Here is a 23,511-nt window from a genome sequence, read left to right on the forward strand (position 1 = left end):
ATCGAGTACTTTTCGTAGCCAGCGAACATCTCATCGCCGCCGTCTCCCGCGAGCGCAACGGTTACAGCCTTTCTTGCCAGTTCCGAAACGAAGAAGGTCGGCACTAACGAGGGGTCAGCAAAAGGTTCATCAAAAAAGCTCACGATATGTTCTAGTCTGTCGCTAACGTTTTGGTGAACGGTAAATTCATGGTGCTCTGTTTCGTATTTTTCAGCTATTTCGCGAGCGAAATCAGCTTCGTTAAATGCTTTATCATCAAATCCTATGGTACAGGTTTTTACTGGAGTTTCGCTGTCTTGTGCCATCATAGCGACAACACCTGAGCTATCCACACCGCCGCTTAAGAAAGCGCCAAGCGGAACATCACTGATCATTCTTTGTTTAGTGACTTTTTCAAGTAAGGTCTTTAACTGCGCTTTATTGGCATCTTCACTGGCACTTGTGGTGTTTTTAAAGCTCAAATCCCAATATTCATGAATGCTGAAACCGTCTTTATTAAGAATTAAATAATGAGCAGGTGGTAACTTGTGAATGTGCTTAAAAATACTCTTTGGGTCGGGAACGTATTGATATGCAAAGAAGTCATATACGGCGTCTAAGCGAATTTCTCTTGGAATGTTCTCCAACGACAATATAGCTTTAATCTCAGAGCCAAACGCAAACCGACCATTATCATTAAAATAGTAAAGGGGTTTTTTACCCAATCGATCTCGTGCAATAAACAGTTCTTGCTTGTTTTTGTCCCACAGAGCAAAGGCAAACATTCCGTTTAGTTTATCTAAACACTTGGTTCCTTCGCGTGCGTATAGCTCTAATATAACTTCGGTATCTGTATGACTTTTAAATGTAACACCGTCGTTTTCAAGCTCGGCTCGCAATTCAAGGAAGTTGTAGATCTCGCCATTAAAAACAATAACCAAGTCACCCTCTTTCGAGTACATTGGCTGATTGCCTGCTTCTGAGAGATCAAGAATACTCAGCCGCCTATGACAAAGGCCGATATGTTCATCGATATACATGCCGCTGGCATCTGGGCCTCTGTGATGAATAGCCTTGTGCATAGCTTCTAATGAAGTTTCACCGCCTTCGTTGAAATTAAAAAGGCTAAATCCTGCAATGCCACACATTAGTTTTTAATCCTTCGTCTAAGTCTTTCTATCCTGTTAGAGACATTATATTCAACGAGATATGAAATAATAAGTGTAATGACTAGCCCAAAGCCAAAGATAATAATTGAACTTTCTCTGGTGAAGTCATTGAAAATAGCGGCAGCAATTAGTGCCCCTCCCCAGTGAAAGACATAGACAGGATAAGATAGATTCCCAAGAATGCTGTTCCATCTGCGGCTGAGGGATCTGTCTATATTGAATAAGTGTACAGTAAGCACCGCACTAATCAGCAAATTCAAAATACTAGAAAGGAAGGATACCTTCCACGACAGATTTTCATTGAGTAAATTAGAAGATAAGCTCGCTACGAAGAGATTCGTAATATAGGCAATAAACAATAGATTTCCAATACTCAACTTTTCAATTAACTTACTGATTTCATTTTTAAAATGGTAAACCATTGCTCCCAGACTAAAGGGCAAAGATGCCAACCAAATTGTTCCGTATCCCAACCCAATGTGTGAGGTCAAATTGAAATAGATAGTATATAAAACCGAAACACTAACCCAAGTTAGTGTTGAAACTTTACTTGAAGAAACCCCGAGCCCAATAATAAGGTAAAAGAATAATTCGATTGTTAGAGCCCAAGTTGCAGGTGCCATTCTAGGGATTATTTCTATAGGGGTCTGCGACCAAAAGATAAGACTCAAATTTGAAGCCCATTCAGAATAAGTAGTTGGTAAAAACATCGCGTGATGAAACGCTTTACTATTGCTATTTCCAACAAGCCCTATAGCCAAAATAGTTATTAGAAGCAAAACCCAATAACTAGGGAACAAACGAAGAAATCTGTTCATTGCATATTTTGAAAGGCCCGAAAGAGAGTATCCGTATGTTTCCTTCATAATTAAGGTCATTAAGAAGCCACTAAGTACGAAAAAAGAAAAGACAGCAAATGGGCCTATAGCTGGAACATCAAGTAAATGAAAAATGACAACGTTCAATGCTAATAGAAAGCGATAAATTCCCATTATAGGCCTCTAGAGACTAATATAAGGTCTTACAAGTGACCCTGTTTTTATGGTTAGTTTTAAAGGAAGCTTTCGCCATATATCTTCCGCAACTTCTCGTGCTCTGCTGGGCTCAGAGTGTGATTCTTTTAAACTTTCAATAGGGTTATTGCTTGTATCAAAACATTGCCAGTTTAAAAGCTGGGGCTCGGCTCCCCATTGCTTTTTGAATTTATAGGTTCCTTCTTCGAATGTTGAGCGCCCGAAGTCGAAGATACTAATGCCATTATCTGCGCAATGAGAAAGCAAAGACCAGTACAAAAGCATGTTAGGTGCTAAGCGGTTGAATTCCCGCAATGTAGAGGCCCAGGGGATAGAGGCCTTACTACCAGATTTGATAATAAGACCACCACCTATCGGTTGTCCATTGTGATAAACCACACTGATTAAACAGTTTTTATCATAACTTTTGATTATTGCGTTAAACCACTTTTCAGCGTGAACTGGTGAGCCAAGATCCCGCATATTTTGTGCGTAAACGAGATAAAAGGCTCTGACGAGGTCATTGCTTATTCCAGTTTTAAAGGTAAGGCCGTTTTTTTCTGCTTTTTTTATTTGGCTTCGCAGCTTTGATTTAAAGCTAGCGAGTAGTGATTGGCTACAGTCTGGAAGCGGCAAAAGCATACGCACTTTCTTATTTTGGAAACCTTCTGTTGAAAACGTATTCTCTTCCACGTCCCTTACTTCAAGCTTTTTGCCTGAAGATAAGACAAGGCGGTCAATAAGAAAACGTTTCATTTCATCCAAGACACCTTCGTTGTCGGCAATACCGTATCCAATATCGCAATAGGGTAAAGAGCATATATGTTTACCTATAAAAGGGATTTTCATAAGTATGGCCGGAAATACGCCCTTTACTTGCCCTGTTTGGGGGCACTTAGCAATAACGCCAACGATGGAGTGACCATAGGCATTATTTACTGCTTCAAGCCAAGCATATTGGTGATATGCTGACGATGACTCATGTTGAACAACGTATTCATTCCATTGCGTTTTATCTTGAGACGACGCAAAACCCAATGTAATATTTGGCTGTGTTCTGCTCACTATTGCTTGCCCTTTATAATGCCACTCGATGAATTTAATTTACTTAGGTGAATTTTAGCTTCTGTGATTGTACAAAATTTAACGTTGGCAAATTCCTTTAAGTGTTCGGTAATAATGCTGATACGTTCGCATATTGTTTCAAATGCATTTGGCCCATCTAAAAGGCCCGTTGCTCCGTCGATTAAACTAGAGCTGTGTAAGTACATATGAATAACGGGTTGTTTTTTCTGAATGCTTTGGTCGACTAACGCAAGCATGTCTTCGATTTCGGTAAGCTCTGGACTCAAATAAATCTTTCTTAAAAGTTTACTGTGCCAAAGCAGACCGACAGATTTAACCCAATTAAAGGGCGGTTTAGATAGTCGATTATGAATGCGTTCACCAAGAGAGAAGTTTTGAATATTAAACCCTGCCGTAACAGGGATCTCAAGCAGTTGACGCTGCTCTCCAGGAGCCAGTGCGTTGTCAAACGAAGGCCAATAAGGCGATTCTGGTGCACCTAGGCAGCTAAAATAGTCGTTCCTGTAAAAAGGATAAACGCTTGAATCTACTACATAGCCTCTTGATGCAAGTAATCTAAGCATTTTGGCACTTACGCCCCATCGCCCGCTTCTAAAGGACTGTGGGCGAACGCCTATTTCGTCGTGTAAAAGGGCGTTTAGTGCATCGAGTTTTTGCTCTACTTGCTCTAAAGGAAGGTTTATTACGTGAGATTCCGCTTCGGTTGTCTTACCGAAATAGGGAGGGTTACACCAAGGGTGTAGATGTGCTCCAATTTCCGCGCTGTTAGACTTAGCAAAGGTTCGCAGAGTTTGACTGCCAACATTATTGCTTGCAACGGCGTAATCAACAAAATACGTAGGACGGATACCAAGACTTTCACAGAAAGTTTGAAATGCAGGAAGCTTTTCAACGTTTTCAACTGAACAGTTATGCTGCGGAAACTCTTCGTCCCACTGCCATTCTTCTTCAGTATCAATAGTTAAAACAAATAACACGTCCTGTTTATGCATTTACACTCTCTTTCAGGATTCCTTCGAATAATTCAAGGTATTCATCAGCCATTCTCTTAGCAGAGAAATTGGCTTCTACAAACGACTTTGAGTTTTGAGCTAGTGAGGTGGCGAGCGCTTTGTCATCTAACAGTCTCTCCCAATCTTTCTCAAGCTGCTTGCTGTTGTGAAGAGGAGCCAATAAACCAGACTCGTTGTGTGTTATTAGCTGGTCGATACCCGCAATGTCATAAGCAGACACCGGAATTTCCATGGCGCATGCTTCCATTAAACAGCGAGGGATGCCTTCAAGCGTCGACGTCATTACGAACAAGTCAAAGTCGCGCAGCAGCTGTAGCCTGTCATTTCTAAAGCCTAAAAAATGAATGTCGCTGGCACTAGCCAGTGTTTTTGAATACGCCTCTAAGCTGGGGCGGTCTTCGCCGTCACCCAGCAGTACTAATTCAATATCTTGACGCTTTTTATATAAAGACTCGAAGCAGTCTAAAATGGCTTTTATATTTTTCCGGCTGATCATTTGGCCCACAAAGCCAATGGTCTTCTTTTCTTTTGGCTTGTCTGTTTTTGTTTGTCTAACGGCTTCTACTTCAGACAAGTCTACGCCATTTTGGATATACTCAAGCTTGTCAGGCGATATATTAAACTTCTCCACATCACTCATTAGCTGTTTAGAAAGTGGAACAACTTTGTCGGCAAAGCGCATCGACTGACATCCTAACCAAATAAAGAGACGGAGTTTCAAGTCGGCCGCATTTTCAAAGCCGTGGGGTGTTACAACACACGGAATACCTGCTTTTCTAGCCGCCATTACGCCCAAAATATCTGACTTATAGCCGTGAGTATGGATAATATCGATATCTTGTTCTTGAATTAAATCCGCCAATTTCGAAACGGCACGCAGGTCAAAACGACCCTGCATAGGAATGTGGTGAGTTTTTCCTATCGCTTTGAACTGTTTTACTAGCTCTAGCTCTTCTGTACCCGGCTCTAAGGTAACAACAAGTTCACTCGAAACACTATCTGGCAAATGCTTTGATAACGCTAACACCCATCTTTCTGCACCGTAGAAACCGGTTGAACAAATAAACTGTAAAACTTTCATTGTTATTTATGCGAGCTGGTACTAACAGCGCCGCGTACTCCTATTAATGTTCCAAGTGCTCTAGCCGGAAAATAAAGCAGATAAAAAAGTGAACAATGCCACCAAGTTACTTGCTGCTTAGCAAGCCTTTTTAGTCGCCACGTGTACGCTGTAAAAGGCAGTAAAGCGCCTACTAACATAACTATAGCGACAATAGGTTGCGAGAATATTATCGCGAGAAAAGCCAGTAAAAGACCACCTGTAAATGCAAAAGGAACAACAAAACTTGGCCATTCTCTCAGCGGAATGCGCCTTCCTTTTAAAGATGCAATATTGGACTGGCCGCGCCATATTTCTTTTTTATACATCGGTGCGTAAGCTTTGTCTTCGCCAATGTGAATATACTGGGTTTGTGAGGTATAAAACAACTCACCTAATTTACTAACCTTATCGGTAAAGAAATAATCTTCACAAGTAAGAAGGTGTTCAGGGAACTTACCTGCTGCCTCGAACGTTTCCTTTAAAAGAAATAAGTTGCGGCCAGGTAGAAAACTGACAGGCACATCAAGTTCAGCATTGCTTAACGCCGTTCTTATTCTCTCTAAAGGCGGCGCGTTAGGGCTGTTCACCTGCATGGCGCTAACTAGAGCCGTATTGTCTCGCGTTTTGAGAGTATCAATCATCACATCTAGCCAATTCGAAGCAAGTGCAACATCTGCGTCTAAAAATGCTAAGCATTCACCCGTCGCTAAGCCGGCACCCAGATTCCTAGAATGTGAAATCGTGTTATTTTCGTCGTTATATACAATTCGCAAATTTACTGTTTCGATAAATGCGCTGAGCGTATTTGAAATTTCATTATTCTGACTTACCAAAACGACTTCGTATTGTTCTTTAGGTGTTGTTAGGCCCGCAATACTTGTTAGTGTTTCAATGAGCATGTCTTCACGCCCCTTATGCGGAATGATAAAAGACGTATTAATACTCATGGTTTACCTAACCATTTTTGAAGTTGTGGAAAACGTTTCACTAGCTGTTTTCTCTCTCTTGACGGAGATAAATCAATAAGGTTGGACAAAAGAAAACTCAATGAATTGGATTTTTCTGTCAAGGCCTGACCTTTTTGTGTATAAGTCGATGAAAGAGGGCGGGCAGCTTGCTTAAAACCGGAGTAATGACCGTTTTGCATCATTAAACAAAGTACGCGCGTGGTACTCGTTTCTGTACTCGTACTAAGGCGTTGAAAAATTGCATCTGCTAGTTGCTCGGCTTTTTGCTCAGCAAGTGTACGTTGGGCTTCAGTTAAATAGTTAGATGCAAAATGCAGTACGCATAGTTTTCTTAGGTCTTGCCCACTCCACGTTTGATTCGGAAACTCAAGAATGTCAGGCTTGTCCAGATAAGCATATTCGTTCACTGCCATCCAATTGGCATAGTGAGTAAGTGAGTCTACTGCGTATTGATAGCTCGAGTCATATTCACAGCGCTGTTCTTTAAGTGATATAAATCGGCAAACGGCTTGTAGGAATACAGTATAAAACCACGTTGCTTCGACATTATCCAATTGCAATTGGTCGAAGTCATCGGTGGGGGAGACCGTATTCGCTATAATATAGGACGCGGCTTCAATGTCACTATCACGGCCTTGTAGTTCGTATCTATCTAGCCTTGCTTGCAGGTAGTTACCCGTACCTCTGTCTAGAGGGTACTTTCCTGTTTTTACATTTTTAACACCAGGAATATCGCTATTTTTAAACGCAAGCAGGGCGCCTACAAACGTACCGTCGCCTTCATAATAATTGGTTACCCATTGCGTTATGGATAATGCGGCGTCTCGAGACGGTGTGTAGCCAGTAAGCAAATGATGCAAAGTGAGACCATTGGTATAACAATGTTGCCCACCCGGACCGCCGCCTCCAGCATGATCATCGTAAACACCAGACGGCTGATGTTTAGAGTACGTTCTATGAGAAGCGGTATATGCCTGAACATAATGGTCGGTATGCCAAAACAATCCGCCGCTATACTCGGGCTTATCGTCACTGGTGTGATACACATCAATATCTGCAACGTGCTTGGCAAGATCATCGGCTAGTTCAAACCAACGAGGATCGCCGCTTAACAACCACTGCATCAGCATTCCAAATATAGGGTCGTATTGATTGTTGTAATGTGACACGAAAAAGGGCTCGTCAGGTGCGAGTGCCTTTTCGTGATCCGCATACAGCTCACCAAAATGTCGCCAGCCAAATTCGTCGATATCGAGCCGCTTTTGATAAAAAGAAGACGAACCTTCAATGCCATTTTTTATAAGTGAGTCAAACTCGCATGATTTAGAAGGGAGAAAAGGCAAAACAGATGCGTTTTTTAACCAAGCGCTATCAATGACTACCTGCAGCGATTGTATGTTAAAAGTTGCGATTGAAATGCGTCTTGTTTTTTGTTCACCGGGCTGGAGTTCAGTATTCTCACTATGCCTAGAACCTAACAAACTAACGCTCAAACTGTCTGCTGTTAAATGTGCTGAAGAAGGAAAATTTTGCCAAAACTTATCAACATGAATACTAAAAGTGCAACCGCTGTTTGAAATCTTAATTTGCGGTTTTGCTTGGTCACCCGAAAGCAATAAGTGGTTTGGTTGGTAAAGTTTAAAACCGCGAAACGGAAGCGAGTTAACGTTGTCTTGATTTACATGGACTGGACTTTGCCAGTTTTTAAAACCACTGGAAGCCTGATGAAGTGTCAGCTCTTCATGTTCAGATGAACTAAAGACATCAGAATTTAGCGTCAGCGTAGGCTGCAGCGATTTACCTTTGAACGAGATACAGCATTCTTTTAAATAAATACTGTTTGGGTCTCCCAAGTCCCACTTCCCCTTTGGGTGTGACGCAGCGCTTGGGTTTCGCATTGTTAAATGAGCACAAACCGTTCCGGTACTAAGGAAGATTGACGCTTCTGTTTCAACAATCAGCTTTTTATCGCAGCCAAGCCTAATCTCGTATTTTTGTTCAACGGTTAATGCGCTGTATTCGTTGTTATTGCAATGAAGAGCATAAGAGAATGCAATAGGGGTTATTGATTGAGGAGTAATATCAACAATATCGAAAGAGCTGGATAAGTGCTTGTCGGTTGCAAACTGAAAAGGCTTGGCTTTGTTAATTGTGAATGTTTTGCCACTGTCCAGAGACAGTGAAAGCGCCTCATCGTTATTGTTTACAGGTGAGACAAGCTTGTTCGATGGTGAGTCGCTCTCCACCGCTTCTAACGTCAGAACTATTTCATCGCTTACCGAATGGCGCTGTAAATCAATCAAACCTTCACATAACAACCACTTTATTGAACCATCTGGCCATAGCTGCGAGGTTTTGATAAAAGCATCAGTTAGGAGTTTTCCGTTTGCGGCAAGCCGAAATTGAGTGACGGCGGGCCACATTCCCTTAGGGCAGGGCAAACCTGTTTTAAAATGTCCGCACGTCTCTTTGGCTAAAGAGGCAATCTGGATAGTTCCAACCGTTTGTGTCATTACTGCTTTCTTTATTTCTTCCGTGAGCAATGTTCTTGATGAACATATGCATAATGGCTCTAGTATGCCAATGGAATTGCCACTTGTGTAGCCTTCATCACTAATTTGTTACTTTGACCTTATATTTGGTTCGAAGTAGTATGACTACAGGACAAGTAAAAATACTAAAGATAGCTTGGAAGGCGCTGATGTCGAAAGTTTGCGTGTTGTCGCAACGAGTACCGTATCCCCCAAATAAGGGCGAAAAACTTAGAACATATCATCAAATTGAATTTCTAAATCGCTTAGGGTACGAAGTCGAAGTTTTTTCTCTCATAGAAACTGCAGAAGATAAGAAAAATGCCGAAGCGTTAGCCAAGCATCTTGGAATTTCGGTCAACTCTTACCAGTTAGGTAGTAAATTCACGCGTTATGCTTCGGCTTTACTGCAAGGTTTGCCGATAAGTGTTGGGGCGTTTTACTCAAAAACACTTCAACATGTTATTGATGAAAAACTGAAAGAGGGTGAGGATGCGCTGCTGTTAACCGCGTCGAGTTTAAGCTATTACATCTTCAGCTCGCCTTATTACAACAATACCCATTGTCGCTTGTTTATGGACTTTATGGACGTTGATTCAGATAAGTGGGCGCAATACGCAGATTCTTCTTCTTTCTTAATGCGCTACGTATACCAGCGTGAAAGCAAAGGTATAAAAAAGCTTGAGGCTAAAACAAACCAACGGTTTGATGAGTGCTTTTTGATTGCAAGGGAAGAGGCGCAGCTATTTAATTCTTCAGTAGACTCATCGAAAGATATAACCGTGCTTGGAAACGGATTAGACTTCGATGCGTTTTATCCAGCGAAAACACAGCCTTGCGCGGCGACAATAAGCACTGCGCCGCGTTTCTTGTTCACGGGCGTGATGGACTACAAACCTAATGTAGACGCGGTACTTTGGTTTGTTAAAAATTGCTGGCCACTCATTCGTGAAAAAGCGCCGAATGCAAAATTTACCGTGGGTGGTATGAACCCTGTTGAAGAAATAAAGGCGTTGTCAGAGCGCGATGGCATAGATGTCACGGGCTTTGTCGATGATATATTGCCTTATTTTCACCAAGCTCATGCGTTTGTTGCGCCATTTAGGTTGGCAAGAGGCGTGCAGAACAAAGTGCTTCAAGCGGCAGCATGTAAACTACCGATAATAACCACGTCTATGGGAGCTGAAGGGATCTCGTTTGCCAACGCCGACAGCATGTGGATAGTAGATGACGTGGACAGCTTTGTAGCTGCATGCGTGGAAAGTATTGAGAACTTTGAGCTATCACAACATAAAGCACAACGTAGCTATCAAGCAATAGTTAGCGAATATAGCTGGGAACAACAACTGAGCCCGTTGAAAGTGGCAATGGCACGAATATGAAATCAATAATTAAGAAGAGTTTTTTTGCCCTTTGTGCACTTGTAATGTTTCCTTTCACGCTTTTGTATTTAATGCTGTCTATTGTGGTAAACAAAGACTCGCTGCTTTCCTCTTTTAGCCAGCTGCTATCGCTTATACCCGGTAAACTAGGGTGTTATTTACGTTCGGGCTTTTATCGGTTTGTCATGACCTCGTGTGCGCCAAACGTTCTCATCGGTTTCGCCACGTTGTTTTCACAACAAGATACTGAGATTGACGAAGGGGTGTACATAGGGCCGCAATGTAACATTGGTAAATGCGCAATTGGGAAAAATACTTTGTTGGGAAGCGGAGTGCACATTATGAGTGGCAAAGGACAACATAATTTTTCTGACCCAGAAAAGCCGATAAAAGATCAGGGCGGCGTTTTTACCAAAGTCTCTGTAGGAGAGAACTGTTGGTTGGGCAACGGTGCACTGGTTATGGCCAATATTGGCAGAGGAAGTGTGGTAGCAGCAGGTTCTGTAGTTATTGATGATGTGCCTGCGGGGGTTATAGTAGGTGGGAACCCTGCTAAAGTGTTAAAAAAGATATAAGTTTTTTCGCAATTCTAGTCAGTTTTAACTGCCTGCTAGAGCGATAAATGGTAAGTGTTTTGAACTGATACTTGGCGCTGCTCAAACTATCCTTATAGCGTGCGTAACCTCCTAAAAAGTCATACCAGAGATAGCCCAGTTTTCGATAGTGTTTCATTAATTCGTGATGGATTGTATACCCTGGCTTAATGTGTTTATGAGTGATGTCATAGTTAAGGCCTGAACAGTAGAAGTATACCGTCTTCTCAAACTTTATATTATAAACATAGCCCAGAGTTTCTTTGCCTGCGCTTACTTTTACAAGATCAATGTTCTGGCTATTTCTTGTCAAAAAGTTTACATGATGTTGAACAAAAAACTGGTTATCAAATCCGCTTCCCTCTTCAGAGTCATTCCAACGTTTTTTGTGAAGCGCCCCCAGTTCGAAAAAGTAATTCAAAATATTATCTTTTGAAGCAAAAGAAAAAGAAATTTTCCCTAAATTTTTCTCTATGGTGTTGATAGAACGCTTTAATTGAGAATGAGTGTTTTTTGAAATAAACTCAAACTTTTCGAGCTCATTTTGCCAGAGTGTTAAATCAGATTTGTAGCCTAAAACTTCAGTATTCTCAGAAATATAGCCTGCTTCTGAAATCGCATTTTGCCAACACTCGAAATCTGTAGTCATCGAAACAGTTAAGCGTTGATTACGCTTATTTTTGAAAAAAGCTGTCAACAGTGCAGAAATGCATTCGTAGATCTTTTCCTTCCTGCATATTATCCCATTATATTCGATCCATACTTGGTCAAAATGGGATTGACCTTTTTGATTTAAAAAGCCTTCATACAGCGGTGGAAACGTCAGCGCTTTTTTTCTGGAAAGAAGGGCAAATCCAACAATTTCATCGTCATTTTTGAAAATGTAAATATCAGGAAGTTCATCCAGAACACTAAGCCAAGAAGTTATCCATTGTTTACCAAGAAAAAAGCTACTAGGGTCAGATTCATTGAAAATGTTAGACACTTTTTCTACTAGGCAATCAACAGACGAAGGACTAAAGATACTAGTAGTTTCCAATTTAAGACTCCGAAATAGTTAATTCGCGGACTGGTAATCGTAAGAACCTACCTTTGTCCTAGACTTCCTTAACAACAAGCACTGGATTGTATATTAATTTAGTCTGGGAATGGTTAATATGTTTCATATTCAAACAAAAAAATTCAGGATTGAGGACAGTAGGCATGCGCAGAGATATTCGTAGGAAGTGCTTTTTAGCGATAACCATAACCGGTCTTTTAGCTTGTTCGCCAAAAGCTGTTGAAGAAATCATTACCGAAGCAGAAACCTTAACTGCAAAGGGTGACTTTAGAGAAGCAGTTTTAGAGTATAAAAGTGCGATATCAATGCAGCCGAGTGATAGCGATTTGCGTCGCAAAGTTGCTGACCTATATATGATTCTTGGTGATTATGCCACAGCAGAAAAAGAATATTCAAAAGCAGTAGAGCTTGACCCTGAAAGTAGTAAAGCGTTTGAGGGCATGATAAATAGCTTATTCAGCCAATTTGATTTCGAAGGGGTTATACTATTAGTAGATTTGCATGAAACACTTGTAGATAAAGTTGATGAAAAAACTGCCTTAAACATTGCGTTGAGTTACATTGAGTTAGGCGAGTCTGTAAACGCAAACACAATGGTTAAAAACAAGGTAACTGACGTTGATTTAGTGACTACGTTTGAGTCTTATCGACTGGCCTCGAAAGGTAAATATGAAGATGCATACGCCCTTATCAATAAATTAAACCAAGACTCACTTCAGCCTAGCGCCCTGCTTTTAAAGGGGAGGTTAGCCTTTTTAAAGCGTGATTTTCAAGAAGCCTCAAAAAATTTTGAGTCATATCTATATGTAAAACCTTCAACTTTTAAGGTTGAAGTTTATTTAATAAATAGTCTCGTCCTTTCAAATGAAATAGAACATGCAGCGAAAGAACTCACAAATCTAAAAACTAAGGTTAATAGTCACCCCGTAATTTCTTTATTGGACGCAGAAGTTGCACTAGCTAAAGCGGATTATAGTAGTGCAAAGAAACATGCTGAAGCAGCAATTAAAGAGCGTCTTGAGTCAAGCCGATTGAATTATGTATATGCCGTTGCCTCTTTTAAAGAGGGGGCGTTTGAAGCGGCTTTTCGTGCGCTAGAAAAGTTACCTAACTCCTATAGAAAGACTGGGCAAATTCAACAAATAGAAATGCTTACAAGAGCTAAGCTTGGTTACGATATTGACCTCGGGGACTATGATGTAGAAAAGTTCTCATTTGATGAAAAGAAAGCTCTTGCTGAAACTTTCTCAGGCGCCAGTTACAGTGGTTTAATGGCTGAACTTAAAGAGAGTATTCTTAGTAAAGTCAATGAAAGCGAAGATCTTACCAGTGCTGAAAGCGCTTATTGGAATCTAAAATTCGGAAACGAAGAAATTGTTAAATCTCAACTTACGGAAAATCTTCGGCTCAACAATCAACCAGCCGATGCTACATATCTTTTAGCTTTCGCTCACTTCAGAAGTAACGAGCTTGAGCAATCAGAGGAGGTCGCTAAAGAGGGGTTAAAAAGCGAACCGAACAACACGGCTTTGCTTTCAGTTTTAGCGCAATCGCTATTTAAACAAGGAAAGTTCGATGAATCACTAGAAGCGGCAAAACTTTTGAGAACCATCAAATCTGACCATAGAGTTCCAGTAGTTCTATCTGTCGCCTTTCACCTTCAGAAAAATGAATATGAGAATGCGAGAAATGAGGTGAAAAACTTTATAGAGTCATTCAATGAACAATCTGAGTTTGAGCCTATTCTATATGTTTTAAACCGCGAAATCGGTGATACGGACAGCAACATTCAGTACTTTTCAAGGTTATATGAAAATAAACCTGCAGAGAGTGGCTGGAAACTTTACTTATCGTCTTTAATTGATAAAGGTGATTACAGAGCAGCGTTGAAAGAGCTTAATCGTATAACGAAAGAAAATAAAGATGACTTTTTCTACCTATCACGCTCAAGTATCAATCTTAGGGTCGGTGATTTTAGTCAGGCCAAAAATGATTTAAATGATTGGATCAATTCGTTTGATGCGCCATTAGAGGCGTATGTCCAATTATGCAATATTCTTGAGCTGGAAAAGAATATCGGTTCCGCTTTGACTGTCTCGAGAAAAGCACATCAAAAATTTGCCAATAGTGCTGATGCAAAATTGCTTCGTTCTCATTTTGAATTGGCAGTAGGCAATTCGACCAATGCAAAAGTCCTTCTAAGTGGCATTAATGAACAGGATTTCGTATCCTCATCAGGCTATTGGAATTCAATGGCTCGTCTAGAACTTCAGAATGATAATTTTGCCAAAGCCTTGGAGTTATTTGAAAAAGCTTATCAGTTAGCGCCCAGTGCAAAATTGCTTAGCAACAGGTTGGCGGCATTAAAAGCTATGGGAAAAGAAAGCGAGGCATTAGACTACCTCAAATCCTCACTAGAGTTGACCCCATCAGATTCTATCCTAAAGCGTTACTATGCTGATGCCTTACTTTCAGTGAACGCTACCGAAGCTATAAACCAATATAAGGCACTTATAGATAGCGGTGTAAAAGATGTTGTCGTTTTTAACAATTTAGCCTGGTTATATTTTGAGGCAGAGAGTTTTGAGATGGCAGAAAAATATATCCAAGATGCTCTAAAGTTAGAAAATGGATACAAAAATGGAAATGTGCTGTCGACCGCCAGCAGTATATACCTTGCGACTCATCAATATAAAAAGTTAGAGAGTACTTTTGAGAAAGGGCTTGAAATGGGGGCTAGAGTCTTTGCGGGTTCACTTTTAAATCTGGCCGAGGCAAAGATCAGACTCAACAAAATTGAGGAGGCTCGAAAAATTCTTGAGCAGACTAAGACTGTTGATAAAGATCTTACAGATAGGAAGTCTTCGTTGTTAAGCCTACTTAATTAAGTGTCTGGTTTTTTTACAAGATTACAGTGTTAAATTTCCCCATGAGAAAAAAGGTCATTAAATCAATGCCTTAAAAATTGGCACGTAACTAGCAAGTACAAGGGAAACCGAAAAGCGGTTAAACAATGGAGAACATCATGTTTAAGAAATTAGCAGTAGCAGCAACGTTAGCAATGTCATTTACAGTAGCGGCCGATCCAATTCTACTTCCAGGTGGTGTTTCGGTTCCAGAGCCAGTAGAGCCAAGTGCAGTTAACGGTACAGGTAACGTAGTTACTACCCTTAACTTCCTACAGTATTTCCAAGACCAATCGGGTAATTTGGTTAATTTGGGAACAGCATATACTGGTGATTTCACTGATTTTGTTGGTCTTCAACTTACGGGTTTCGGTACGTTAAGTTCAGGAAGTGCAGGCGAGTTTTTATGCCCATCTTGTACACTGGCATTTAACTTTGGCGGCTTGTCGGTTATTGAAACTACAATCTTAAACCCTTTCACAGGTCAACCTCAGCAGTCTTTGACATTGGACCCAGATGGTTCGTTTTTTGATCTTTACATCATTGATGCGTATTCAGGCTCTCTTCCTGGCGACTTTGCATCTACAGACCGTATGAGCCTAACTGCTGGTGCAGCGGGTTTTATTGATGAAATTAACGACACACTTTTCATGTCTGGCTCGTTTAGCGAACTTGAATATTCTCCAGAAATTACTGTTCAAAACCTAAGTTACGGTGGTCTCTTAGATGGTGAATTGGTTGCTGGTATAGACATTGCGGACCCAGCACCAGGTGAAGGTATTGCAAACGGCAATATTGTTAGTAACAAGGTAACTCAAGAAGGCTTAACTGATTTCTTTGATGCTGTCGCGTTCAGCCTATCTTCAACTTTCCAAGCGGTTAACGGTGACATTATTACAATTGCGCAAGGTAACGCAGGTAATTTGAGCACTAATGTTGTACCAGCGCCTGCAACGCTAGGTGTTTTTGGTCTAGCGCTTGTAGGTATGGGTTTCCTTCGCCGTCGCAAGTAATAGCAGACATAGCTGTCCCGTCCGAAAATATGTTGACGGTTTTTCAAAAGCCAGTGACTCAGCTCACTGGCTTTTTTCGTTATGCACTTAATTAGGTGTTTTCATTCCAAAGCTTAGATGTGGCTGTCCATACGCAGCTGAGTTGGCAGTCCATGTTCAGCCCTTAACTGCTTTAACACGTATACGACTTGGCTATTCGTTTGGGTAGTGCTTGTTTAGCTCTGCGCCTCATATTCAATAAATCTGGCATTTTCTGCTTAAAGCTTGTTCAATCGTTTGAAGCCAGACTCTTCTATATCACCGTATTTGGATTCTCAACTATGGTGGGTCAGCACTGCTGGTAGCGTGATTTTTTCAAAGTTGTCTCCTGCATTAATCATCGCAGAAAACTCCAATTAAGTTTGTCTCAATTTATGGAAAGTGGGCACCCCCACAAATCAAAAATCTTGCTTTTCTATTGAATTCAATATATCTGCAAGCATCTTTGCAAAGCCAGGGCGAAGGCTCTTTCTAAGCAAGTTTTGATTGATATAATAAGGTGCGCGTTTACCGTGATATTCGACTACTGGGCCAATTTGTTCGAACTTAATACCAATGAACTTCATACTTCGCGCTAGACGCGGCTCCATCATTACATAAGCGTGTTTGATATCTTCTTCGATTGCGAGCGCTGCAGCAGCGAGGTAAAGCCCAACTGCAATAAAAGGAAAGCAGCGAACTTCTTTTTCAGAGTATGTGTGCTCGTTGATAACTGCCACTCCAGCCCCTGCGAATTTATCCATTACACGTCGACGAAACTCTTTAGGAACAGCTAATCGCGATATTTCACAAATATCTTTGCGGTCAAACTGAGAGGGGTCTAAATCTTTTCGCGTGATGGAGTTTAGGCAATACTTTTCTATTGGAAGTTGTTCATCGGGCTCCATGGGCCTCACCATTCTTACAGTGCCCGCAAAATGCTTACTTTTATGGTGCTGTATTAAGCAGTGAAGTGAAAAGCTGTCGAATTCATCAAACTCTAAACCACTCTCTTTTATTGGCTCAAATCCAAGTTCTTCACAATACACTTCATGTCTTATCGTAAAAACATCATTTTTCAACTCTTTAGAACTCGCAACAACAGGCGCCAAATATGCCGAAAAATGACTTGAAATGTAGTTAGCCTCTTCCAGCTTCCTATACCCTGAAATCAGCTTTCCAATTTTACTTTTCTCACCAACTATAGTCCCTAACTTCTCGAGCAGGGTTTGTTTTTTACTTTTAACCATAGATGAAGCGATATCCGATACTTTTTATTCAGTCTAGCAGAGTTTTAACATTAAATTACATAGACTTTATACGTAATACTAATTCACTGTATTAGAAATTAGTTTTTGCTTCATGAGAGCTAGGTATTCATAAAAAGCGAGTTCGCTTTTTGATAGCGCTGAGGCGGAAGGAAATGCAAGGTATGGGGTTAGAAGTCCTTTAGAATGGTGGTTGACTGGAAAAAATTCACCGACACAATTGTAAAAGCTAAACAAGTTTTCTAAACGATAAATATGTGTTGCTGACGAGACTACCCAAGTTTTTGCGCCAGCGATATAGGGAAGGGCCGACAAAACCTCTTCTTCCGTATCAGTGCCTAACTTGGTGATAATTATCTTATCTTTACTAACGCCCAATTCCTCGAAAAACTCTCTGGCTTTTTCAGAATAATTAACGTTTGAATCGTGAAGAAAGTTGCCTCCGGTTATTAAAATTGGAGCACCTGACTTTCTATGAAGTTTTAAAGCCTCTATGTTTCGCTGCAATGAGCATTCAGTCCATCTACTCGTATCAGGGACGTTTCCAAAAGTGCTATAGTAACAGGCAAGAACTAAAATATAGTCTGGTTTGTCTCCGTCGGATTGTGTGTTCGGGTAGTGATGCTTGTGCTCTAGAGGGTAGAGAAGTAAGTCACTCACATATGGTTGAGAGAAAAGGAAAAAGGTAGCGAGTGACATTAATTTAAAAGTCTTGCCGAAGTGTGGTTTTCTTCGTGATAGAAGCATTCCCATTGCGAAGAGTGAAATCGCTAAGTTTAATGGAGATATAAAGAAAAGCACTATATGCTTTAACAATTCCATGTTGCAACCTTGTAAAAAAGAGATTCGTCAATCATGTCCTATTTATCGCACTATTCCAACGTATTACTAGTTTTTACATCTCTATTTTTTTCACCTTTTATAAGTGCGAATGCAAGCTATTCATTTGTTGATGTAGTGTCTAAGACAACGGATTCTGTCGTCGCTATCGGTTTGTATACACCACTGGAAAGTGATGGCAATCAAGTTCTTGGTACTGGCTTTGTAGTTGGCAACGGTAAATGGGTCATAACCAATTATCATGTGGTTTCAAAAATTCTAGATCCCCAAATTGTGCAACACTATGTTGCTATTCACGGTGAAGGTCGAGACGTCACCGCTCAAAAAGCAGAAATTATCGATATCGATCCTGTTCATGATTTAGCGCTATTGAAAATCAGTAATGAACTAAAGCCATTAAAAATGGGAAGCGAAACTTTATTGAAGCCAGGCAATGAAATTGCTTTTACTGGGTTTCCCTTAGGTGCAGCAATTGGACTTTATCCAGCTACGCATAAGGGACTTATCTCAGCTATTACGCCTGATGCGATACCTGCGAGGAATGCAGATCAGTTGACAGTCTCAATGCTCAAGAGACTAAAAAAGCCTGAACTCGTATATCAACTCGACGCCACAGCATTTCCAGGTAATTCAGGTAGCCCTGTTTATAATATAGAGACAGGGCAATTGGTGGGTGTGATTAACAAAGTCTTTGTAAGCCAGGGCAAAGAAGCAGCTCTTTCATCTCCAAGTGGAATTAGTTACGCAATCCCAGTTAAACACGTTATGGCAATACTTAATAAAAATGACGTAAAGTATTAGGGTTTATAAGGGTTGTATCTGTCTGGACTTATAATGCCAGCAGGATCTAATGCGTGAGCGATTTTCCCGGCCGTTTTCCAAAACGTACTGTTAGCATTTAGTTCTAATTGCTGTTGAATGTTTAATCGGTAAGGGATGAACCCCTGTTTCAAGCCCTCATCAAACAATGCCTGTAAGCATGCGTGTGCATCTTCTACTGCTTGCGGATTTTCTAAATCAAACACAATTGGGATAGTGCTGTCAGTCGAAATCCCACTAAGGTTTGTAAAGGTTATCATGGGTTCAATATTATATTTTGGGGTAATACTTCGAACCATTTCAATAAAAGCTCTCATTGAGCTTACTTTAGCTGGTACAAGAGGGGCGTACCAAAGCAGACCACAACCGTCTTTTGCGGGGTTCATCAATCGTGACTTATCTGGTCGAACTCTAGGGTTGCGCCAATAAGCCAGAGGTAAAGCAACCTGACTGGGCTTGCCTTGCATTACCTCCATACCCGCAGAGAGCTTTTCAAGTTGCTCTCTTGCACTATCTAATATCGGAAGGCTAAGCCTTCTAGTGACAACTTGACCTAATCTAACCAATAGGTCGCTAGAGAACAGAACTTGATCGGCTTTTCCTTTTGCAATTTTTTTGATATCACTTTTTGCAGCCTTTGCTACCGAATGTGTGCCGTAGACCGTTCCTACTAATGTCCATTCTGGTACATCGTAATGTTTAGAAATTACGTCTACTTGTTCACCTGTCATTACTTTATGGTTACCACAGCCTTGGGGGTTGTCTGCGACCATCGCGGCGACACGCCTTTTATCCATCAAATTTATTGACCCTACAACGCCTTCTAAATTGTGGAAAATTTCTTTCACAACTGCATAAGCGTTATCGAAACTTTCTTTATCGAAAAAGCGCATATAAAAAGAGTCAAACGCAGGCTTTACACGAGCTAACGATAGGGTAATTTCGGTTACAATCATGTTTCCAGATTGAGTGAAAATTCCGTCGAGATAAGGGCCGTGTTTCCATTTAAATGTTTTATCTACATAACATTCACTATTATCACCATTGGCCATATCGCTCATGCATTGGAGAGAGGACTGGTAGAAGCTTCCATCTGCCAAAAATCCTTTTATCGACATCACTGAGGTGAAGTGGTCAGCGATCGGCGTAATACCATAGCCACGCTCGAGAGCGTTACTTAAAATACTTGTCGTTGGGCCAGCGCCCGTAACCGGAACCATGTATGAAGTTTGTTTGGAGGACAAGTATTCAAATAGAGCGCTTTGAGTAACGCCAGGCTGAATAGAAATGACACCATTTTCTTCGTCGAAATAGGTAATGTCGTTTAGTGCACAAAGGTCTAGAAGCACCACTTTTTCTTCAACTGTACTCGGCATTGACGAGCCATAACCCCAGTTTTTCCCAGAACTAATCGGGTACAATGAAAACTGGTTCGGAGTATTAACTACGCTGCCTGCAAACTTGATGAGTTCTTGAATAACATCCAATGTGATGGGCCGGACTATACAAGCCACATCTCTCTTGAAGCCTTCAGTTCCCGAAGTATTTGATTCTGAGTAAGGAAGTACGTCGGCATTTTCTTTAACAAGACTTTTTAACTCTTCAATTAGCACTGATGAACCTGTAAGATTATAATTATGTAGAGTAAGTATAGCTTTGCTGAAAGCAAATGTATTATGATTTGTGTGTTAGTTTTGTAAAAGTGTACAGAGTAAACTTGTGTCAGCTTTTTTAACAATAATGACACAGTGCGGATGTAACCAGCTAAATAATAAGTGCTTTTTTTATGGAGCGATTCTTGCTTTCCTGTAATGAAATAAGCAGAAGTCACTGAATTTTTGGAGTAATTTGTGAACAATCAAGCTAACAATAGTCGACGCAAATTTATTAAGACCACAGGAGCGGTCGCGGGTATCACTGTTCTTCCATCTACTTCAGTTTGGGGGGCCTGTAACGCTTCTGGTATATCTGGTGGCTCGAAAGTCATAAATGTTACTTGTTCCGTTCCTGAGATTACCGGCGGCTGGTCCCCTGGTACCTGGAAAAAATTAACAAAATCATCTGCTTGTAGTAGTCATTGGAAAGCAAAAAAGAAAATTAAAAAAATCTTTGGCTCACACCATTCGAGCTCTACTCTAAATAGTTATGTCAAAGGTATGGCACATTTCTTATCAACCACCCAAGTGACATTTGGAGATGGCTCTACGGTAGAACAAATTAGTTTTAATATTGCTGAAGTCTTTGACAAAGATGACACGGGTGATAGTAAAATGGATTTGGCTGCGATGTATCTGAACATCTACTTCGGGTTAGCTGATTGGGACAAAATATTGAACTCTTCAGCAGAGCTTCTTGCGGAAGATTTCTGGGGCTCGATGTGTGTAGAACATGGTTTGGAAAATAAAATGTCGTCACCTCGCTGGTCAAAACCTCTTGATAGCGCGTTGTCCACTGAAATCGGTAATCAATATTGGTCAGACTCTTCATCAGGTATTGCTTCAGGTGATACATCGAAAATACCGGTTGGCATAACTTCGTTAAACTGTTAATTGCTAAATTGCGATAAATGTTAAAAGAGCAATATATTCATTACGCGATGCCAGATTTTTCTGGCATCGCTTTTTTTGAATTAGCAACAGGCGAAACAAGCTTTTTTACTCACGCCAACCTCTCATGTTTAGTCTTCTTGGAGGGCCAAGTTGATTGGGTGAAGAGTTTTCAGCGCTCTTCGACAGATGACACAGTAAGTGCAATACTCGAAGCATTGTCATCAAATGGATATTTAAAGAGGCCACTTCTTGATAGTTGATATCGGTGACTTTAACTTTCAATTTCTTAACTTGCCTAATTATGTAAAGAGAGAGCTGTACAAGCTCTATGAAAGTGAACATCGTTCGGAAGTTAATGAAAGCATAGACTTTACTATTGATATAGAAACTAGCAGTTTTATAAGAAGGTTTTTTCGACGTCAGAAAATCTTTATGCTAGATGGGCAGCGAATTTTTAATCCAGTCGCTTATGACAAGTGCCTGCCATCCGTTGAATGGGCAATGAATTGGTGTATCGGAAGCTATGATCACAGTAAGATTTTGATTCATGCGTCCGTCGTAGAGATGAATGGAAAAGCTATTATTTTCCCTGCTTCCCAAGGCTCGGGAAAAAGCACACTTTCGGCCTATTTAGGATTAAAGTCTTGGAATTTGTTCTCAGATGAATTTGCAGTTATCGATATAGCTAGTGGCTTTGTTTCGCCGCTCTTTAGGCCAGCATCATTAAAAAATAACTCTATTGATATTATCCGCTCAGCTTTTCCAAATGCGATGTTTTCTTGTGTTACTAAAGGGACACAAAAAGGAGATGTAGCGCACGTCAAAACGATGAATAGACTACATTTTAACTCTTTACAGCCAGCAAAGATTGCTGGTGTTGTTACGCCAAAATACAGAAAAGATTCAGGAGTTGAAATCCTTAGTCTTAACATGACGCAAGCCTTATCGATTTTGATCAGAAATAGTTTCAACTATAGTATTCTGGGAGATATCGCGTTCAAGAAATTATGTACTATTGCGAGTGATGCCGAAGCGTATGCGATAACCTATTCTGATTTTGACGATATTGAGTCTACCCTACATAAGATAATTAAATGAAGCTCAATATTACTCCTCAAGAAATTATTAACCTTTTCGAAAGTCCTCGACTTGCGCAAGACCTCGATGATGACAAATGGCAGGACATTTTAAGAGTTCTCCGCTTCAATGATATGACAGCTACTCTAGCCAACATTTTGTCTGTAAATAATATTGCGCTCCGCTCGCACTTTGCGCTAAAGCACCTTGATTCGTCTTCTATATATGCTCAAAGGCAAGCACAGCAAGTCCGGAATGAGAGCTATAGCTTGAAAAAGCTCTTATCTAACGCAGAAGTGAACCCCATATTCCTAAAAGGTGCAGCGTACATCCTCGCAAGTGACGAGAACTCACATGGTAGATTGATGTCAGATATAGACATTTTGGTCGATAAAAAATGTCTTCATGAAGTTGAGAGTATTCTTAAAGGTAACGGGTGGAGAGAAAAGAGGTTAGATAATTACGATGAGCAATATTATCGAAAATGGTCACACGAACTTCCTCCTTTCAGGCACATAACCTCAGGTACGACATTAGATGTCCACCACACTCTCATTCCTCCGATCACTGGTAAATCGATACCCATAGAAAGTGTACTTGCAGAAAGTGCAAGAGTAGACGGTGTAAGCCAAACTCTCTCTTTAGAGTGGCGATTGTTACACTGCATCATTCACTTTTTCTTTAACGAGGATTACGAAAAACCTTTCAGAGATCTCTGGGATTTAAAATGCTTGTTCTGCTCACTGAATGATAAAGAACATTTAGAAAAATTCTTATCATTCGCAACAGCTCTCGGATTCCGTACGGAAGCAATTTATGCGGTTAGGTTAGTTGAGCTCAACTTTTGCAGCTTTAAAGAAAAATTTGGAACAAATCTTGATGGTAACGATACAAAGCTTTCGAAAATTGAAACTATTTTCTTCAATCTAATTGTTGTGAATATGGCAATTCCACGCCATCCCAAATTAGATTCGTTTTTAACGAAATTTTCGTCTTTTGTTATGATGATACGGGGCCATTTTAAAAAAATGCCCTTAAAAATCCTGATACCTCATATTAGTGTAAAAGTTTATCGTGGAGTTATTAAAATCGTTTATGGTCGCTACCACTTCGAATAAAAAGGAA

At 40.6% G+C, this 23,511-nt stretch carries 19 protein-coding genes; 8 read left to right on the forward strand and 11 right to left on the reverse strand.

Features of this window, described 5'->3' with window-relative positions:
• The 7 genes from asnB to QVA83_RS09130 form a co-directional block, all read right to left on the reverse strand.
• The coding region (asnB, locus tag QVA83_RS09100; protein ID WP_287498371.1) for an asparagine synthase (glutamine-hydrolyzing) at window positions 1–1,127 on the reverse strand (1,127 nt) is incomplete at its 3' end.
• Window positions 1,127–2,140 carry an acyltransferase family protein gene (locus QVA83_RS09105; protein ID WP_287498372.1) on the reverse strand — a complete coding sequence of 338 codons (1,014 nt, stop codon included), beginning with the start codon at window positions 2,138–2,140 and terminating at the stop codon, window positions 1,127–1,129. The genes asnB and QVA83_RS09105, both read right to left, overlap by 1 nt.
• Window positions 2,141–2,149: 9 nt before the next feature.
• Window positions 2,150–3,226, reverse strand: coding sequence for a GNAT family N-acetyltransferase (locus QVA83_RS09110; protein ID WP_232375943.1), 1,077 nt, complete (start codon window positions 3,224–3,226; stop codon window positions 2,150–2,152).
• A complete protein-coding gene (locus tag QVA83_RS09115; protein ID WP_287498373.1) occupies window positions 3,226–4,239 on the reverse strand; it encodes a polysaccharide deacetylase family protein in 1,014 nt (337 codons plus the stop codon). The genes QVA83_RS09110 and QVA83_RS09115 overlap by 1 nt, the downstream gene beginning before the upstream one ends.
• Window positions 4,232–5,341 carry a glycosyltransferase gene (locus QVA83_RS09120; RefSeq protein ID WP_020743977.1) on the reverse strand — a complete coding sequence of 370 codons (1,110 nt, stop codon included), beginning with the start codon at window positions 5,339–5,341 and terminating at the stop codon, window positions 4,232–4,234. Before QVA83_RS09120 ends, QVA83_RS09115 begins: the two co-directional genes overlap by 8 nt.
• Window positions 5,342–5,343: 2 nt before the next feature.
• On the reverse strand, window positions 5,344–6,309 hold the full coding sequence (locus QVA83_RS09125; protein WP_287498374.1) for a glycosyltransferase family 2 protein: 966 nt from the start codon (window positions 6,307–6,309) through the stop codon (window positions 5,344–5,346).
• Window positions 6,306–8,843 (reverse strand): hypothetical protein, encoded by a 2,538-nt coding sequence (locus QVA83_RS09130; protein WP_287498375.1) that lies wholly within the window; start codon window positions 8,841–8,843, stop codon window positions 6,306–6,308. The genes QVA83_RS09125 and QVA83_RS09130 overlap by 4 nt, the downstream gene beginning before the upstream one ends.
• Before the next feature lie 188 nt (window positions 8,844–9,031).
• On the opposite strand from QVA83_RS09130, the gene QVA83_RS09135 reads away from it, so the two are divergent.
• Together QVA83_RS09135 and QVA83_RS09140 are read left to right on the forward strand one after the other, a co-directional pair.
• Window positions 9,032–10,243 (forward strand): TIGR03087 family PEP-CTERM/XrtA system glycosyltransferase, encoded by a 1,212-nt coding sequence (locus QVA83_RS09135; protein ID WP_287498376.1) that lies wholly within the window; start codon window positions 9,032–9,034, stop codon window positions 10,241–10,243.
• On the forward strand, window positions 10,240–10,818 hold the full coding sequence (locus QVA83_RS09140) for an acyltransferase (protein WP_239246854.1): 579 nt from the start codon (window positions 10,240–10,242) through the stop codon (window positions 10,816–10,818). Before QVA83_RS09135 ends, QVA83_RS09140 begins: the two co-directional genes overlap by 4 nt.
• Here QVA83_RS09140 and QVA83_RS09145 read toward each other — a convergent pair.
• Window positions 10,796–11,875: a GNAT family N-acetyltransferase gene (locus QVA83_RS09145; protein WP_287498377.1), complete on the reverse strand. Its 1,080-nt coding sequence runs from the start codon at window positions 11,873–11,875 to the stop codon at window positions 10,796–10,798. The genes QVA83_RS09140 and QVA83_RS09145 overlap by 23 nt on opposite strands.
• Before the next feature lie 164 nt (window positions 11,876–12,039).
• Between QVA83_RS09145 and QVA83_RS09150 the strand changes: the two genes are divergently transcribed.
• On the forward strand, window positions 12,040–14,784 hold the full coding sequence (locus QVA83_RS09150) for a tetratricopeptide repeat protein (protein ID WP_287498378.1): 2,745 nt from the start codon (window positions 12,040–12,042) through the stop codon (window positions 14,782–14,784).
• 137 nt (window positions 14,785–14,921) lie between these two features.
• A complete protein-coding gene (locus QVA83_RS09155; RefSeq protein ID WP_287498379.1) occupies window positions 14,922–15,815 on the forward strand; it encodes a PEP-CTERM sorting domain-containing protein in 894 nt (297 codons plus the stop codon).
• Window positions 15,816–16,252: 437 nt separating this feature from the next.
• Here the strand turns inward: QVA83_RS09155 and QVA83_RS09160 are convergent, their stop codons facing one another.
• Together QVA83_RS09160 and QVA83_RS09165 are read right to left on the reverse strand one after the other, a co-directional pair.
• The gene (locus QVA83_RS09160; protein WP_061486215.1) at window positions 16,253–17,083 is read right to left on the reverse strand and encodes a PEP-CTERM/exosortase system-associated acyltransferase; all 831 of its coding nucleotides are present in this window, start codon (window positions 17,081–17,083) and stop codon (window positions 16,253–16,255) included.
• Between the two features lie 78 nt (window positions 17,084–17,161).
• Complete coding sequence (locus QVA83_RS09165; protein WP_287498380.1) at window positions 17,162–17,923, reverse strand: YdcF family protein; 762 nt, start codon at window positions 17,921–17,923, stop codon at window positions 17,162–17,164.
• A 33-nt stretch (window positions 17,924–17,956) separates the two neighbouring features.
• Here QVA83_RS09165 and QVA83_RS09170 point away from each other — a divergent pair, with 33 nt between their 5' ends.
• Entirely contained in the window at window positions 17,957–18,742 is a 786-nt protein-coding gene (locus tag QVA83_RS09170) for a S1 family peptidase (RefSeq protein WP_252118811.1), read from the forward strand.
• Here QVA83_RS09170 and QVA83_RS09175 read toward each other — a convergent pair.
• A complete protein-coding gene (locus QVA83_RS09175) occupies window positions 18,739–20,373 on the reverse strand; it encodes an FAD-binding oxidoreductase (RefSeq protein ID WP_287498381.1) in 1,635 nt (544 codons plus the stop codon). The two genes, QVA83_RS09170 and QVA83_RS09175, sit on opposite strands and share 4 nt — an antisense overlap.
• A 237-nt stretch (window positions 20,374–20,610) precedes the next feature.
• Here QVA83_RS09175 and QVA83_RS09180 point away from each other — a divergent pair, with 237 nt between their 5' ends.
• The 3 genes from QVA83_RS09180 to QVA83_RS09190 all read left to right on the forward strand — a co-directional run bounded on the left by QVA83_RS09180 (window position 20,611) and on the right by QVA83_RS09190 (window position 23,504).
• The gene (locus QVA83_RS09180) at window positions 20,611–21,309 is read left to right on the forward strand and encodes a hypothetical protein (RefSeq protein WP_287498382.1); all 699 of its coding nucleotides are present in this window, start codon (window positions 20,611–20,613) and stop codon (window positions 21,307–21,309) included.
• Between the two features lie 249 nt (window positions 21,310–21,558).
• Window positions 21,559–22,407 carry an HprK-related kinase A gene (locus QVA83_RS09185; RefSeq protein ID WP_287498383.1) on the forward strand — a complete coding sequence of 283 codons (849 nt, stop codon included), beginning with the start codon at window positions 21,559–21,561 and terminating at the stop codon, window positions 22,405–22,407.
• Window positions 22,404–23,504: a nucleotidyltransferase family protein gene (locus QVA83_RS09190; RefSeq protein ID WP_287498384.1), complete on the forward strand. Its 1,101-nt coding sequence runs from the start codon at window positions 22,404–22,406 to the stop codon at window positions 23,502–23,504. The genes QVA83_RS09185 and QVA83_RS09190 overlap by 4 nt, the downstream gene beginning before the upstream one ends.
• The last annotated feature ends 7 nt before the right edge of the window (window positions 23,505–23,511 follow it).

The organism is Alteromonas sp. AO-Serp, from assembly GCF_017849675.1.
Classification (GTDB): Bacteria; Pseudomonadota; Gammaproteobacteria; order Enterobacterales; family Alteromonadaceae; genus Alteromonas; species Alteromonas macleodii.